Origin of the sequence: Paraburkholderia sp. GAS38 (assembly GCF_050434965.1) — a bacterium.
In the GTDB taxonomy this organism is placed as follows: Bacteria; Pseudomonadota; Gammaproteobacteria; order Burkholderiales; family Burkholderiaceae; genus Paraburkholderia; species Paraburkholderia phenazinium_A.
The window spans coordinates 263,161-277,814 of record NZ_JBNDJO010000002.1 but is presented as its reverse complement, the minus strand read 5'-3'; the positions used below and the strand labels follow the sequence as shown (position 1 = coordinate 277,814).

The window sequence follows — 14,654 nt, the reverse complement described above, 5'->3', positions numbered from 1 at the left end:
AACCGGATCTTCGCTGCAACGAACCACGCAGTTTAATTGCCCAAAGCGCAATCAGGCTGCAACGGCGGCTTTCACCTGCTGAACGATCGCAGCAAAAGCAGCCTTGTCGAACACAGCCATGTCGGCCAGCACCTTGCGGTCGAGTTCGATCGAAGCCTTCTTCAGGCCGTTGATGAACACGCTGTACGTCATGTCGTGCTGACGCACCGCCGCGTTGATACGCGTGATCCACAATGCACGGAACACACGCTTCTTGTTGCGGCGATCGCGGTAGGCGTATTGGCCTGCGCGCATGACCGCCTGCTTGGCGATGCGATAGACGTTATTGCGACGGCCGCGGTAACCCTTGGCCAGCTTGATGATCTTCTTGTGACGGGCCCGTGCGGTAACCCCACGTTTGACTCTAGGCATAATTAGCTCCTGTGAGTTTTAGTTAAGGGTTAAGCGAACGGCAGCATTGCGCGCACGGAGTTCATATCTGACTCATGAACTGACGTGGAACCGCGCAGATGGCGTTTGTTCTTGGTGGTCTTCTTGGTAAGAATGTGGCGCTTGAAGGCTTGACCGCGCTTGACGGTACCGCCCGGACGCACCACGAAGCGCTTCGCAGCACTCTTCTTGGTCTTCATCTTCGGCATGACAACTCCATTATTAGATGGATATGGGTGTGCGGTCGGCCTGATGGCCATTACCCGCCCTTCGAAACCCACTCCACTTGGTATGCAGTCGGCCGTTGTTGCCGGCCGCCGCTTTTCAGAAACGGCGCCCACTTGCATAGGCGCGGTTCCGAAACCTGCTTGTCTTCGCCATGCACGCGCAAACACGCACACGGCGAACAACAACTCAATCTTTTCAACACGACGGCGCGCGCCTCGCGGCGCGCTGCCACACAGCTTGCGCAGACAACCCGCGCGGGCTGCTTACTTCTTTTTCTTCGGAGCGAGCACCATGATCATCTGGCGCCCTTCCATCTTCGGCATTTGCTCGACCTGACCGACTTCGTCCAGATCTGTGCGCAGGCGTTCCAGCATGCGCATACCGATTTCCTGGTGGGCCATTTCGCGGCCACGGAAACGCAACGTGATTTTCGTCTTGTCACCGTCGTCGAGGAAGCGGATGAGGTTGCGCAGCTTGACGTTGTAATCGCCGTCATCCGTGCCCGGCCGGAATTTGACTTCCTTGACCTGGACAATCTTCTGCTTGAGCTTGGCCTCGTGTTGCTTCTTCGCTTCCGAGTACTTGAACTTGCCGTAGTCCATCAAGCGGCAAACCGGCGGCACCGCCTGAGGGGCGATTTCGACCAGATCCACATCTTGCTGTTCCGACATGCGGAACGCATCAGCGAGCTTCACGATGCCGAGCGGTTCGTTCTCGACTCCGACCAGACGCACCTCGGGTGCAGTGATTTCACCGTTGATGCGGTGCGCAGACTTATCAGTAGCGATGTTACGTTTCCTCTAAAAATTAAAAAAACGAGCCGCGCTGCCAGGTGGTTTACCTGAACGACTGCACGTCCTGGCGCAGACGCTCAATGAAGGCGCTGAGGGGCATTACACCCAGATCAACACCGCCACGGGCACGCACGGCTACCGTTTGGGCATCACGCTCTTTATCGCCGACCACAAGGAGGTACGGCACCTTTTCCAGCGTGTGCTCCCGTATTTTATAGCTAATCTTCTCGTTGCGCAAATCGGCCTCCACTCTAACCCCTTGTTTTTGCAACGATTGGGCCAGAGACTGGGCATATTCCGCCTGACTTTCCGCGATATTCATCACCACGACCTGCATCGGCGCCAGCCACGAGGGCATTGCACCAGCATGGTGCTCGATCAGAATGCCGAGGAAACGCTCCATTGATCCGACGATTGCCCGGTGCAGCATGATCGGGCGGCGGCGGCTGTTGTCTTCCGCGACGTATTCGGCGCCGAGGCGCTCCGGCAGCACCATATCGAGCTGGAGCGTCCCGCATTGCCACGAGCGGCCCAGCGCGTCCTTGATGTGGTACTCGACCTTCGGGCCGTAGAACGCGCCCTCGCCCGGCAGCTCTTCCCACGTCACACCGCAGGCCGTCAGCGCGTCGCGCAAGCCCTGTTCGGCGCGATCCCACGTTTCGTCCGTGCCCGCACGGGCGTCCGGGCGCAACGACAGCTTGATTTCGACGTTATCGAAGCCGAAGTCCTTGTACACGCTCATCGCCAGCGTGTTGAAGGCGATCGATTCGCTGATGAACTGGTCTTCGGTACAGAAAATATGCGCGTCGTCCTGCACGAAACCGCGCACGCGCATGAGGCCGTGCAGCGCGCCCGACGATTCGTTGCGGTGGCACGAACCGAACTCCGCATAACGCAGCGGCAGATCCCGGTACGAACGCAGGCCGTGATTGAAGACCTGTACGTGACCCGGGCAGTTCATCGGCTTGATCGCGTAATCGCGCTTTTCCGATTCCGTCGTGAACATGTTTTCACGGTAGTTCTGCCAGTGGCCCGACGCTTCCCACAGCGAGCGGTCCATGATCATCGGCGTCTTGATCTCGAGGTAGCCGGCATCGTTCACGCGGCGACGCATGTACTGCTCGACCTGCTGCCACAGCGTCCAGCCACGCGGATGCCAGAACACCATACCCGGCGATTCGTCCTGCATATGGAACAGGTCGAGTTGCTTGCCGAGCTTGCGGTGATCGCGCTTCTCCGCTTCCTCAAGCATGTGCAGATAGGCTTCCTGGTCTTCCTTCTTCGTCCAGGCCGTACCGTAAATGCGCTGCAATTGTTCGTTCTTCGAATCACCGCGCCAGTAGGCGCCGGCAACCTTCATCAGCTTGAAGACCTTCAGCTTGCCGGTGGACGGCACGTGCGGCCCGCGGCACAGATCCGTGAAGCCGCCATGCGAGTACAGCTTGATGTCGTCCGTTGAAGGAATCGACTCGATGATCTCGGCCTTGTACTTTTCGCCGATACTCTTGAAGTAGTCCACCGCTTCGGCACGCGACACCACGCGGCGCGAAACCGGCTCGTCTTTCTTCGCGAGTTCCTGCATGCGCTTTTCGATCTTCTCGAGATCTTCCGGCGTGAAGGGACGGTTGTACGCGAAGTCGTAGTAAAAGCCGTTGTCGATCACCGGGCCGATCGTCACCTGCGCTTCCGGATACAGGTCTTTCACCGCGTACGCGAGCAAGTGCGCCGTGGAGTGGCGAATGATGTCGAGGCCGTCGGCGTCTTTCTCCGTCACGATCGCGAGCGACACATCGCGATCGATCAGCGCGGACGTATCGACGAGTTCGCCGTCGATCTTGCCGCCGAGTGCGGCCTTCGCGAGGCCGGGGCCGATCGACGCGGCCACTTCGGCGACCGTGACCGGATGCTCGTACTGTCGAACAGAACCGTCAGGCAGACGTATCGAAACCATTGCGTTCTCCGTGGTGCCGACCGGCGGCGGCACATACAACCATCAAATAAGCCAAAAAAAATGCGGCCCCACTTTCGAGGGGCCGCATTCACATTTCCTGCAAACTACATTGGCGAAAGTGGTCCTCGACTAGCGTCGCTCCGAAGTAGTTTCGGTCAACGTTCGCGGTGTCATAACCGTATTCGCCTTTTGCGCCAAGGCGCTTACTGCAGCTTGCGAAACCCCGGCAAACCGGAATTTCTCTTTCGTTGGTAGGCTCGATTGGACTCGAACCAACGACCCCCACCATGTCAAGGTGGTGCTCTAACCAGCTGAGCTACGAGCCTGAAGAAACGAGATTATATGGAGCGCCACATCGCTTGGCAAGTACTTTTGTACACCGACACTGAAAATTCCCGCCGCGCTTTATCGGCACGCGGCTAACCGCAAACGTCACGTCTTGCGCCCTGCCCGCAGCACACCGGTGACCTCGCCGAGCAGCGCGCAGGCCCGCTGAATCTGCGCGGCACTCGACACCTCGACCGTGAACTGCATGAACGCCGCGTTACGACGCGTCTGAGTCTTCACGCCAATCACATTCATCTTTTCGCGCGCGAACACTTCGGAGATATCGCGCAGCAAACCCTGGCGATCCGTCGCGTCGATCGTGAGGTCGACCGGATACACCGAGCGCCCGTTGCCGCTCATCACATCCGCGGACCACGCGGTTTCCAGCACGCGTTCCGGCGCGCGTTCGGCCATGCGCAGAAACGTCGGGCAATCGCTGCGATGGATCGACATGCCCTTACCACGCGTGACGAAACCGCTGATGCCGTCGGGCGGCGCCGGCCGGCAGCAACGCGCGAGTTGCGTCAGCAAGGCATCGACGCCGACCACCAGCACGCCCGTCGACGCACCATGCGCGACACTCGAGCCGCTGCTGCGCTTCTCGAACTGCTCCGGCGCTTCGATGACAGGCTCGGGCGGCGGCGCATCCTGCAGCGCCTGCTCGACCTGCCGCAAGCTGAACTCTTCCTTGCCGACCACCGAGAACAGATCGTCGGTGGTCTTGAAGCCCAGCTTCGCCGCGAGCTGGTCCAGATTGACCGAGGTCTTGCCTTCGCGCTGCAGCGTCTTTTCGACCATCGCCCGGCCTGTGGCGATGTTCTCCTGCAGCTCGACCGCGTTGAACCACGCGCGCACCTTTTGCCGCGCACGCGGACTATGCAGATAACCGAGCTGCGGATTGAGCCAGTCGCGCGACGGCCCACCTTCCTTCACCGAGACGATTTCGACCGTCTGGCCGTTTTGCAACTGCGTGTTGAGCGGCACCATCGCGCCATCCACACGCGCGCCACGGCAACGGTGCCCCAGTTCGCTGTGCAGGTGATACGCGAAGTCCACCGGCGTTGCGCCCTGCGGCAACGGAATCACGCGCGCCTGCGGCGTAAGCACGTAGATGTGGTCGTCGTCGAAAGTGGCCTGACGCAATTGCTCCCATGGCTGCGCGGCACGCTTCTCACCGTGCTCGCCCTCGGACACCTCGTCCTTCCACGCGAGCAACTGACGCAACCAGGCAATCTTCTCGTCGTACTTCTCGCTCGCCGTGACCTGACCGCCGTAGCCGCGCGTGCCGGCTTCCTTGTAGCGCCAGTGGGCCGCCACGCCATACTCGGCGAACTGGTGCATCTCCTGGGTACGGATCTGCACTTCGAAGGCGCGGCCGTCATCGCCGATCACCACCGTATGCAGCGACTTGTAGCCGTTCGGCTTGGGCCGCGAGATGTAGTCGTCGAACTCTTTCGGCACCGGTTGCCACAGGTTGTGCACGATGCCGAGCACCGTGTAGCAATCCTTGATGTCCGGCACGATCACGCGGAATGCGCGCACGTCGTAGAGCTCGGCGAAGTCGAGCTCCTTGCCGCGCATCTTGCGCCAGATGCTGTAAATGTGCTTCGGCCGCCCGCTGACTTCCGCGCGAATATTCGCAGCCGCGAGTTCCTGCTGCAGCCGCGCGATCGCCTGGGCCACATAGGTTTCGCGCTCGACGCGCTTCTCGTCGAGCAGCTTCGCGATGCGCTTGTACGTAGCCGGCTCTTCGAAGCGCAGCGCGAGGTCTTCGAGCTCCCACTTCAGTTGCCAGATGCCGAGACGGTTCGCGAGCGGCGCGTAAATATCGAGCGTTTCGCGCGCCACGTCCGGTGAAGGCGTCAACTTCGCCGCCGCGTAATAACGCATGGATTGAAGCCGCGATGCGAGGCGGATCAACACGACGCGGATGTCTTGCGCAAACGCCAGCAGCATCTTGCGCAGCGCTTCGACCTGCGCGCGGCGCGCCGCCTGGGCATCGCGCCCGGCTTCGGGAATCGCATTCTGCGCGGCCCGCAAACTGACGGTGCCAAGCCGCAGCAGCTTGCGCACGTCGCTGACGAGCTGTGCGACCTCTTCGCCGAAGTTGTCGGCAATCACCTGCTCGGGGTCCTGCAGATGCGGCGTCAGCGCAAACAAGGCCGCCGCCAGCACCGCCGGCGGGTCGACATTGAGCGTGCGCATGATCGCCGCCGTCCCCGCCGCGTGATCCGCCAGCAATTCGCCCGACGACAGCCGCACGTCGCCCGCGTGCTCCCGCACGAACGCCATCGCCTCTTCGAAGGAAGGCAAGGGAACGGGTGCGGTCGTAACGGTATCGGTATTCATGGTGCGACGGCCCGCCGGGCCAGACGGATCAACAGGGATTCAACTACGGATTCGATTGCGGAATTAGCCGCGCTGCGCGGCCACGACCACCACTTCAACCAGACACTTCGGGTTCGCGAGCTTCGCTTCGACGGTGGCGCGCGGCGGCGTGTCGCCCTGCGCAACCCACTCGTCCCACACGGCATTCATACCGGGGAAATGAATCATGTCGGCGATATAAATTTGCACCGACAACAGCAGCGACTTGTCGCTGTTCGCTTCAGCCAGCAGACGGTCGATGTGCCCGAGCACTTCACGCGTCTGGCCGGTGATGTCCTGATCTGCGTCCTCGGCGATCTGGCCGGCGAGATACACGGTGCCGTTGTGCACAGCGATTTCGGAGAGCCGTTTGCCGACGTGGTGACGAATGACTGCCATGACGATTCCTGGTGAGAGTTAAAGTTGTTCGGAGATTCGTTGCGCCTCGCACCCCACTCAGGGACGCGCCGCACAACCCCATATTATGACGCGTCGCCACCCGGTCCTATGAAGAAGCGGCGGGCAATCTCGATCTGCTCGGCGCTGACAAACGCCGGCGCGTGGCCCACACCGGGAATTTCCACGCTCGACACCGCCTTGCCCTGCGCCACCATCTGTTCGACCGTTTCGCGCGACAGCAAGTCGGATTGCGCGCCGCGCACCACCAGCACGGGCGACTGAATCGCCTTCAGCGCGCCCCACAGCGCAGCCTCGCCGGCCGCCGCCTGTTCGTCCGTCGTTGCAGCAAACGGGACGGCGATGCGCGGGTCATAACGGAAATACCACGCGCCCTCGCGTTCATGCAGCAACGGCGTGTTGATCTCGCGCCACTCCTCCGGCGTCAAGGGGCCGAACGATTGCGCCAGCAAGGCGGCATAATCGACGCCCTGCTGCAAGGTTTCGAACTGCACCGGCTTGCCGAGGTACTCGCCGATGCGGGTCACCGCACCTGGTTCGAGGTGTGGGCCGACATCGTTCAGCAGCATCTTCTGGATGGGCGAGTCGGGCAGGCCGGCGAGTCCCAGGCCGATCAGGCCGCCCATTGAGGTACCGAACCAGTCCACTTTTTCGACGTCCAGCCGCGCGATCAGCGTGACCATATCCGCGACGTATTGCGGCACCGTGTAGTAGTTGGGGATGTTCAGCCAGGACGAAAGCCCGCGGCCGACGACATCCGGGCAGACTACCCGGTACGTATCCGCCAGCACCGCCGCCAGCCGGTCGAAGTCGCGCCCCGAACGCGTCAGGCCGTGCACGCAGAGCAGCACGCGCGGGTTTGCCGGGTCGCCCCATTCGGTGTACGCGAGACGATGCAGGCCTGCCGGACTCGCGCATTGCACGAAACGTTGACGGGGTGCAGACGCGACGGCGGTGGCTTGCGCGGCGCTCTGGGCAAGCGGTGCGGAGGACGTAGCGGTCATCGAAATTTCCTTGCGAAAGCACGGATGAAAGGGCATGCAACGTTTAGACGATTGTAAACTGCTTTGCCGCCCGACAAGGATCAGCCAGACGGCCTAGGCAAAAAGCCAGCACCACCCACCCCACGACCGTCCACGCACAAACAAAAGCGGGCGAAGACTCACGTCTCGCCCGCTTCGAATCCGTCCTGCACCGGCCATCGCGCATTGGCTAAGCGTGCAGTGGTCACCAGAAACGCCAACCACCACCGCGCTCGTGCCGCAACCGACAGCTCAGCCCACCGCGCTCACATCCAGCGGCGCCCCGGTCTTGGCCTTGATCTCCTCAACCGTCACGCCCGGCGCCAGTTCGGTCAGCTTCAGGCCGTCCGCCGTCACTTCAATCACGCCAAGGTCCGTGATGATCTGATCGACCACCCCCACGCCCGTCAGCGGCAGCGTGCATTCCTCGAGAATCTTGTGCTTGTCGCCCTTCGCGACATGCTCCATCAGCACGACGACGCGCTTGACGCCCGCCACCAGATCCATGGCGCCGCCCATGCCCTTGATCATCTTGCCCGGGATCATCCAGTTCGCCAGATCGCCCTTCTTGCTGATCTGCATGGCGCCCAGAATGGCGAGGTTGATGTGGCCGCCGCGAATCATCGCGAACGAGTCCGCGGACGAAAAAATCGACGAGCCCGGCAGCGTGGTCACCGTCTGCTTGCCGGCGTTGATCAGGTCTGCGTCCACTTCCTCTTCGGTCGGCGACGGGCCGATGCCGAGCAAGCCGTTTTCCGACTGCAGCCACACCTCGACGCCCGCCGGCACGTGGTTCGCCACCAGCGTCGGCAGCCCGATGCCCAGGTTCACGTAGAAGCCGTCCTGCAGTTCCTTCGCCGCGCGCGCGGCCATTTCGTCACGAGTCCATGCCATGATCAATCTCCTTTCGCGCGGACAATGCGTTGTTCGATGCGTTTCTCCGGATGCGCATTGAGGACGATGCGCTGCACGAAGATGCCCGGCGTATGGATGGCGTCCGGATCGAGTTCGCCCACCTCGACGATTTCCTCGACTTCCGCGACGGTGATCTTGCCCGCCATCGCGCACATCGGGTTGAAGTTGCGCGCGGTGCGGCGATAGATCAGGTTGCCCGACTTGTCGGCCTTCCACGCCTTGACGAGCGCCACGTCGGCCGTCAGCGAATGCTCCAGCACGTAATGGTTCTCGCCGAACTGGCGGGTTTCCTTGCCTTCGGCGATCAGCGTGCCGTAGCCGGTGTTGGTGAAGAAGGCCGGAATGCCCGAACCGCCCGCCCGCAGCTTCTCGGCGAGCGTGCCTTGCGGCGTGAATTCGAGTTCGAGTTCGCCGGCCAGATACTGGCGCTCGAACTCCTTGTTTTCGCCCACATACGACGAGATCATCTTCTTGACCTGCCGCGTTTCGAGCAACAGGCCGAGGCCGAAGCCGTCGACACCCGCGTTGTTGCTGATGCAGGTGATGCCCTGGACGCCGGAATCGCGCAGCGCCGCGATCAGCGCTTCCGGAATGCCGCACAGGCCAAAGCCGCCGACGGCGAATGTCTGCCCGTCCTTGACGATGTCCTTGAGCGCGTCAGCCGCGCCTGGATAGACCTTGTTCATCAGTGTGTCCCTTCCTTTATGGAAACCCGAAATCCGGTACGCCGGCCGCGGGATCGGTGCGATGCGGGGCGACGCCGTTTGTCCCAGCTTGACGCCTGCGCCGCGCGGTGTCACGTGCGCGGCCTGAGCCCAGAACGTCATTCTAGTCATCCATGACCGGCCGTGCGTCGAGATCGCACAGTCACAGCGCACCATGGAGAACCGCGGCCCATCACCAGTCGCCTCGCAGCCTTGTGATTTGTTCGAAAGGGTACGATGCCGGGGCCATACGGCACAATACGCAAAAATACATAAGTGATTTTCCGCTTTCGCACCTTCCATGCCCGCACTGGATTACCAAACCGCCTTCCACCTCGCGCCCATCGGCCTCGTGCTGTCGCGCGAGCGCTTCATTGAAGACTGCAACGACCAGTTGGCGTCGATCTTCGGCTGTCCACGCGAAGCGCTGCTCGGCCAGTCGTTTCAGGTGCTGTATCCGTCAGCGGACGAGTTCGAGCGGATCGGCGCGCGCATTCCGCCCATCATGACCGCGCAAGGCAGCTACGCGGACGACCGGATCATGAAGCGCGCCAATGGGGAACTGTTCTGGTGCCACGTGACAGGCCGCTCGCTCGAGCGCGCCGCCCCGCATGCCGCGGGCGTGTGGACCTTCGAGGACCTGAGCGCGACGCGCCGGGTCGCGGTCGAATTGACGCCGCGCGAGCGGGAAATCGCCGCGCAACTCGTGACGGGCAAAACCAGCAAGCAGATCGGCCGGATCCTCGCGATCAGCTCGCGCACGGTGGACGTCTACCGGGCGCGGCTGATGCGCAAATACGGCACGGGCAATGCGACCGAGCTGCTGCAGCGGCTGCTCGGGCATTGATGGCAGGAGGGTGGCGCGGCCGGCTCAGGCGGTCTTGACGAGCACCGCGTTTTCGATCGTCGAGCGCAGCAGGTCCGGAATCGGCACCGACTTGCCCGCCGCGTAGTCAATCCATACGCAACGTGCCGCGCCACGGGCGTAGACGGTGGCTGGATCGTCGGCGCGCGTCAGTTCGAAAGCGGTGTCGAAGCTGCTGCGGCCAGGCGTGCCGACCGACATCCGGCCAATGATGTCGCCGGGGTAATGGAGCTGCTTGAGGAATTCCATCGACGCATTGACGATCACAGGTCCCTGCCCTTCGCCATTGCCGCCGGCGATGCCAAGTTGCTCGAACCAGGAAATCCGCACCTGCTCCATGTAACGGAAATAGACCGTGTTGTTCACATGGCCGAACGCATCCATGTCGCCCCAACGGATTGGCATGGACATCTCAAAAACTGCGTGGTATTCGCTCATCGTACTTCTTCTACGGGTTAAAACAGGGTGCGGGCCGGCTTCGATCAGGCGAGTCCGAAGCCGTCGTCGGCGGCGATGATCGCGCCGTTGATGAATTGCGATTCGTCGGCGGCGAGCAGCAGCAACAGGCCGTCCAGGTCCTCCGGCTGGCCGACGCGGTGGCGCGGCAGCATCGACACCAGCTTCTGCCCCTGATCGGTGGACCAGTGATGGTGATTGATCTCGGTATCGATATAGCCCGGGCAGATCGCGTTCACGTTGATGCCGTGGCGCCCCCATTCCTGCGCCATGGCTTTCGTCATATGAACCACGGCGGCCTTGCTCATCGAGTACAGGCCGATCTGCGGCAGCACGCGCAAGCCCGCCACGGAGGCAATGTTGATGATCCGGTACGACGGTTTCTGGCCGCCGTTGCCACGCATGATCATGCGCTTGGCGACTTCCTGCGCCACGAAGAAGGCGCCGCGCGTGTTCGTATCGAACACATATTCGAAGTCGGCCGGTGTGACTTCCGAGAGCTTCTGCGTGGTCGACACGCCCGAGTTGTTGACGAGGATATCGATGGTGCCCGCTTCCGTCTCGGCATGCGCCACGGCGGACTTGATGCTCTGGTAATCGGTTACGTCGAGCGAAACGACATGCGCCGCGCCGCCGGAGGCTTCGATTTCGGCCCGCAATTCCTTCAGGCGCTCGGTGCGGCGGCTCGCCAGCACCACCTTCGCGCCGGCCTGCGACAGAACCTGCGCGAAGCGTTTGCCCAGCCCGCTCGAGGCGCCCGTAATCAGCGCGACCTTGCCTTCCAGATTGATCGAACGGCCCATTGTCGTTACCTTGTTCGGTTGGGTTAGAGGCGCGGCGAGGCCGCGAAGGCTCATGATGACCCGGTGATTATCGGGTCAATACCGTATCACAGAAATAGAACGATCGTGCTAATATTTGTTCATTGGGTTGCGGCGCTGGATTCGTTCGCCCACAATACGATCCCGAAAAAAGCATTCTAACGGTAAGAGGAGCATCAATGACCCCCACAAGTCTCATTGAGCAGTACGGCCCGCGCGAGTCGATGGAATACGACGTGGTGGTGGTCGGCGGCGGCCCGGCTGGCCTGTCCGCGGCGATCCGCCTGAAGCAGCTGGCGCAGGAGAAAGGCGTCGAAATCGGCGTCTGCGTCCTGGAAAAGGGCTCGGAGATCGGGGCGCACATCCTCTCCGGCGCGGTCATGGACCCCCGCGCGCTGAATGAACTGATCCCCGACTGGAAGGAAAAAGGCGCGCCTTTGGACGTTGAAGTGACCGAAGACCGCTTCCTGTTCCTCTCCGAAAGCGGTTCGAAGAGCGTGCCGAACTGGGCGCTGCCGGACAACTTCAAGAATCACGGCAACTACGTCATCAGCCTTGCCAACGTCACACGCTGGCTGGGCCAGCAGGCCGAAGCGCTCGGTGTGGAGATTTTCCCGGGCTTCCCCGCTGCCGAGGTTCTGTACAACGGCGACGGCTCGGTGAAGGGTGTCGCCACCGGCAATCTGGGCATCGGCAAGGACGGCCAGCCGACCGAGAACTTCCAGCTCGGCATGGAGCTGCACGCCAAGTACACGCTGTTCTGCGAAGGTGCGCGTGGTCACCTCGGCCGGCAGCTCAACGACAAGTTCAGGCTGCGCGACGGCGTCGATCCGCAGGTCTACGGCATCGGCATCAAGGAACTGTGGGAAATCGATCCGGCGAAGCACAAGCCGGGTCTGGTGATCCACACGGCCGGCTGGCCGCTGGAATCCGATACCTACGGCGGCTCGTTCCTCTATCACATGGACAACAACCAGGTGATGGTCGGCTTCGTGGTGGGCCTCGGCTACTCTAACCCGTACCTCTCGCCGTTCGAGGAATTCCAGCGCTACAAGACGCATCCGTCGATCCGCGCGTTCCTCGAAGGCGGCAAGCGCGTGTCGTACGGTGCGCGCGCGATCACCGCCGGTGGGCTGATGTCGCTGCCGAAGCTGGTGTTCCCCGGCGGCGCGCTGGTGGGCGACGACGCGGGCTTCCTGAACGCCTCGCGCATCAAGGGCTCGCACGCGGCGATCAAGACCGGCATGCTGGCCGCCGAGGCCGCCTTCGATGCCGTCCAGGCTGGGCGTCAGTCGGATGAGCTGGCGGCCTACCCGGAGGCATTCAAGACCTCCTGGCTGCACAATGAGCTGTACCGCGCCCGCAACTTCAAGCAGTGGATGAGCAAGGGCCTGTATCTCGGCACGCTGATGGTGGGCCTCGAGCAGAAGGTGCTGGGCGGCAATGTGCCGTGGACGCTGCATCACCAGCATTCGGACCACGAGATGCTGAAACCGGCCTCGCAGTGCAAGCCGATCGTGTATCCGAAGCCGGACGGCAAGCTCACGTTCGACCGTTTGTCCTCGGTGTTCATCTCGAACACCAATCACGAGGAGAACCAGCCGGCTCACCTGACGCTGAAAGACGCGAGCGTGCCGGTGAACGTCAACCTGCACACCTATGCGGGACCGGAATCGCGCTACTGCCCGGCGGCTGTGTATGAGTTCGTGAAGAACGACGACGGCAGCGAGCGGCTGGTGATCAACGCGCAGAACTGCGTGCACTGCAAGACCTGCGATATCAAGGACCCGACGCAGAATATCGTGTGGGTGACGCCTGAAGGTGGCGGCGGCCCGAACTATCCGAACATGTGACGCAGCGCCACCAGTCTCTCGCGCACGCTCGCCAGCACCGGCGCCCAGGCGCCGATCGCCGGCTGGCGAAACAGCTCGACCGAGTCGTACCACGGCGTGCGCTGCGTTTGATTGCCCCAGAACCACGCCGACACGTGATCGATCATCAGACAGGTCGGCACGCCAAGCGCGCCGGCCAGATGCGCCGGACCGCTGTCGATCGTCACCACCAGATCGAGGTTGACGAGCAGCCCGGCCACATCGTCGAAGCCGGCCGCGAAATGCTGGGTGGGATCGACAATCTGGATGCCGTGCGCGCGCCATTGTTCGACCGTTGCAGAACGCCCCGGCGACAACGCGAAATACGTGATGCCCGGTACAGTAAGGAGCGGTTCGAGCTGATCGACCGGCACTGAGCGCCGCACGTCGCGAATGTGCTGCGGGTTGCCGTTCCACACCAGGCCGACCTTGGGCCCGCGGGTCGCCACCGTCTGTGCGACAAGGGCTCGCCACGCCTCGGCGCGCGCCGGGTCGGCGCTCAGATACGCACGGCCCCACCCTGCCGAATCGAACACGCCAAGCCGCAGCGGCACGCTCATGAGGCCGCAGTGAAAATCCGGCCGTGTCTCAAGGCCGGTTTCGAGCGTCACGTCGGCCGGCAGCATCCGTTCGAACAGGTGCCGCAGCGGACCGTCGTGACCGAAGATCACCCGCCCGCCCTCGCGCCGCGCCCGCTCGGCGAGCAGCGGCAGAAAGCGCACTGCCCACAGGCAATCGCCGTTGCCTTGCTCGCCGTAGACGACCAGCGTTTTGCCGGCGAGCGACTCGCCCTGCCAGTACGCGCTGATCTCGCCGAGAGCCCGGTGTGCGTTGTTAAGGTCATCGCCGAAGACGATGCGCGATTCGTAATGCGCCCAGCCGTCGGCATAGCGCCCGGAGCGGATCTCGAGCTCCGACAGATCGAACATCGCATGGGCGTTGTTCGGCGACAGTTCGAGCACGCGCCGCAACAGCGCTTCGGCTTCGGCAAAGCGCGCCTGTTCCTTGATGCACAGTGCGAGTTTATGCAGCGCGACCGGGTTGCCGGGCACCACACGCACGGCTTCGCGCAACAGGCGCTCGGCTGCGTCGAAATCGTCGCCTTGCTGCACGGCGGCCGCGCGCCAGACGAGCGCGTTGGCGTCCTCGGCGTCGCGCGCCAGCAGCAACGCCGTGGCCGACTCGACCAGAGGCCAGTCGCGCAGCACAAAGCCGGTTTGAGCAAGGGTGTGCAGCAGCGTGGGATCGCAGGATGGATCGAGCTGATAGGCCTGCACCAGCGCAGCAAGCGCTTCGCGCTGCTGCTCGCGGTTGCGCCCGGCCGCCATCTGCAACAAGGCCTGGCCGAGCGCGAGCCAATCAGCGGCGCCAGCCTGTGGCGTGGCCACTCGCGCGCGCAATGGCGCCAGCGCGTCGCCGGTTGCCGGGGTGTTCGGGTCGATCATCGCGACGTTTCGACTGATTGCGACTAAAGCGGAAGCACGCGC

The 14,654-nt window shown here is 62.7% G+C and carries 14 protein-coding genes and 1 tRNA gene; 2 read left to right on the top strand and 13 right to left on the bottom strand.

The genetic code is table 11. The annotated features are described in order from the left end of the window. Window positions 1-51: 51 nt before the first annotated feature. From rplT to P3T42_RS05395, 10 genes are all read right to left on the bottom strand, one after another. Entirely contained in the window at window positions 52-411 is a 360-nt protein-coding gene (gene rplT / locus P3T42_RS05440; protein ID WP_006052502.1) for a 50S ribosomal protein L20, read from the bottom strand. Window positions 412-440: 29 nt separating this feature from the next. Beyond that, window positions 441-638 (bottom strand): 50S ribosomal protein L35, encoded by a 198-nt coding sequence (gene rpmI, locus P3T42_RS05435; RefSeq protein ID WP_074282768.1) that lies wholly within the window; start codon window positions 636-638, stop codon window positions 441-443. Window positions 639-920: 282 nt separating this feature from the next. Next, window positions 921-1,445, bottom strand: a complete 525-nt coding sequence (infC, locus tag P3T42_RS05430; RefSeq protein ID WP_074263967.1) for a translation initiation factor IF-3 — start codon at window positions 1,443-1,445, stop codon at window positions 921-923. 49 nt (window positions 1,446-1,494) lie between these two features. After that, on the bottom strand, window positions 1,495-3,402 hold the full coding sequence (thrS, locus tag P3T42_RS05425) for a threonine--tRNA ligase (RefSeq protein ID WP_429305369.1): 1,908 nt from the start codon (window positions 3,400-3,402) through the stop codon (window positions 1,495-1,497). Window positions 3,403-3,651: 249 nt separating this feature from the next. Then, window positions 3,652-3,728: transfer RNA gene (locus P3T42_RS05420), tRNA-Val, on the bottom strand. 106 nt (window positions 3,729-3,834) lie between these two features. Further along, window positions 3,835-6,078 (bottom strand): RelA/SpoT family protein, encoded by a 2,244-nt coding sequence (locus tag P3T42_RS05415; protein WP_074300150.1) that lies wholly within the window; start codon window positions 6,076-6,078, stop codon window positions 3,835-3,837. Between the two features lie 63 nt (window positions 6,079-6,141). After that, the gene (locus P3T42_RS05410) at window positions 6,142-6,495 is read right to left on the bottom strand and encodes a RidA family protein (RefSeq protein ID WP_074300151.1); all 354 of its coding nucleotides are present in this window, start codon (window positions 6,493-6,495) and stop codon (window positions 6,142-6,144) included. A gap of 83 nt (window positions 6,496-6,578) precedes the next feature. Next, window positions 6,579-7,517: an alpha/beta fold hydrolase gene (locus tag P3T42_RS05405; protein ID WP_429305368.1), complete on the bottom strand. Its 939-nt coding sequence runs from the start codon at window positions 7,515-7,517 to the stop codon at window positions 6,579-6,581. Window positions 7,518-7,787: 270 nt separating this feature from the next. Then, entirely contained in the window at window positions 7,788-8,429 is a 642-nt protein-coding gene (locus P3T42_RS05400; RefSeq protein ID WP_429305367.1) for a CoA transferase subunit B, read from the bottom strand. A 2-nt stretch (window positions 8,430-8,431) separates the two neighbouring features. Further along, a complete protein-coding gene (locus P3T42_RS05395; protein WP_074301697.1) occupies window positions 8,432-9,136 on the bottom strand; it encodes a CoA transferase subunit A in 705 nt (234 codons plus the stop codon). A gap of 319 nt (window positions 9,137-9,455) precedes the next feature. Between P3T42_RS05395 and P3T42_RS05390 the strand changes: the two genes are divergently transcribed. Next, window positions 9,456-10,001 carry a PAS and helix-turn-helix domain-containing protein gene (locus P3T42_RS05390; protein ID WP_074300154.1) on the top strand — a complete coding sequence of 182 codons (546 nt, stop codon included), beginning with the start codon at window positions 9,456-9,458 and terminating at the stop codon, window positions 9,999-10,001. A gap of 24 nt (window positions 10,002-10,025) precedes the next feature. Here P3T42_RS05390 and P3T42_RS05385 read toward each other — a convergent pair whose 3' ends face one another. Next, window positions 10,026-10,457, bottom strand: coding sequence for an acyl-CoA thioesterase (locus P3T42_RS05385; protein WP_074300155.1), 432 nt, complete (start codon window positions 10,455-10,457; stop codon window positions 10,026-10,028). Between the two features lie 44 nt (window positions 10,458-10,501). Next, window positions 10,502-11,278 carry an SDR family oxidoreductase gene (locus P3T42_RS05380; protein ID WP_074300156.1) on the bottom strand — a complete coding sequence of 259 codons (777 nt, stop codon included), beginning with the start codon at window positions 11,276-11,278 and terminating at the stop codon, window positions 10,502-10,504. A gap of 197 nt (window positions 11,279-11,475) precedes the next feature. Here P3T42_RS05380 and P3T42_RS05375 point away from each other — a divergent pair, with 197 nt between their 5' ends. Next, window positions 11,476-13,149, top strand: coding sequence for an electron transfer flavoprotein-ubiquinone oxidoreductase (locus P3T42_RS05375; RefSeq protein WP_429305366.1), 1,674 nt, complete (start codon window positions 11,476-11,478; stop codon window positions 13,147-13,149). Here P3T42_RS05375 and P3T42_RS05370 read toward each other — a convergent pair. Beyond that, window positions 13,134-14,612 carry a tetratricopeptide repeat protein gene (locus tag P3T42_RS05370; RefSeq protein ID WP_429305365.1) on the bottom strand — a complete coding sequence of 493 codons (1,479 nt, stop codon included), beginning with the start codon at window positions 14,610-14,612 and terminating at the stop codon, window positions 13,134-13,136. The genes P3T42_RS05375 and P3T42_RS05370 overlap by 16 nt on opposite strands. Window positions 14,613-14,654 lie beyond the last annotated feature (42 nt).

Excerpts from the sequence above, each read along its gene's own strand:
- rplT (WP_006052502.1), bottom strand. The coding sequence starts at position 411 with ATGCCTAGAGTCAAACGTGGGGTTACCGCACGGGCCCGTCACAAGAAG.
- rpmI (WP_074282768.1), bottom strand. The coding sequence starts at position 638 with ATGCCGAAGATGAAGACCAAGAAGAGTGCTGCGAAGCGCTTCGTGGTG.
- thrS (WP_429305369.1), bottom strand. The coding sequence starts at position 3,402 with ATGGTTTCGATACGTCTGCCTGACGGTTCTGTTCGACAGTACGAGCAT.
- P3T42_RS05415 (WP_074300150.1), bottom strand. The coding sequence starts at position 6,078 with ATGAATACCGATACCGTTACGACCGCACCCGTTCCCTTGCCTTCCTTC.
- P3T42_RS05410 (WP_074300151.1), bottom strand. The coding sequence starts at position 6,495 with ATGGCAGTCATTCGTCACCACGTCGGCAAACGGCTCTCCGAAATCGCT.
- P3T42_RS05405 (WP_429305368.1), bottom strand. The coding sequence starts at position 7,517 with ATGACCGCTACGTCCTCCGCACCGCTTGCCCAGAGCGCCGCGCAAGCC.
- P3T42_RS05400 (WP_429305367.1), bottom strand. The coding sequence starts at position 8,429 with ATGGCATGGACTCGTGACGAAATGGCCGCGCGCGCGGCGAAGGAACTG.
- P3T42_RS05395 (WP_074301697.1), bottom strand. The coding sequence starts at position 9,136 with ATGAACAAGGTCTATCCAGGCGCGGCTGACGCGCTCAAGGACATCGTC.
- P3T42_RS05390 (WP_074300154.1), top strand. The coding sequence starts at position 9,456 with ATGCCCGCACTGGATTACCAAACCGCCTTCCACCTCGCGCCCATCGGC.
- P3T42_RS05385 (WP_074300155.1), bottom strand. The coding sequence starts at position 10,457 with ATGAGCGAATACCACGCAGTTTTTGAGATGTCCATGCCAATCCGTTGG.
- P3T42_RS05380 (WP_074300156.1), bottom strand. The coding sequence starts at position 11,278 with ATGGGCCGTTCGATCAATCTGGAAGGCAAGGTCGCGCTGATTACGGGC.
- P3T42_RS05375 (WP_429305366.1), top strand. The coding sequence starts at position 11,476 with ATGACCCCCACAAGTCTCATTGAGCAGTACGGCCCGCGCGAGTCGATG.
- P3T42_RS05370 (WP_429305365.1), bottom strand. The coding sequence starts at position 14,612 with ATGATCGACCCGAACACCCCGGCAACCGGCGACGCGCTGGCGCCATTG.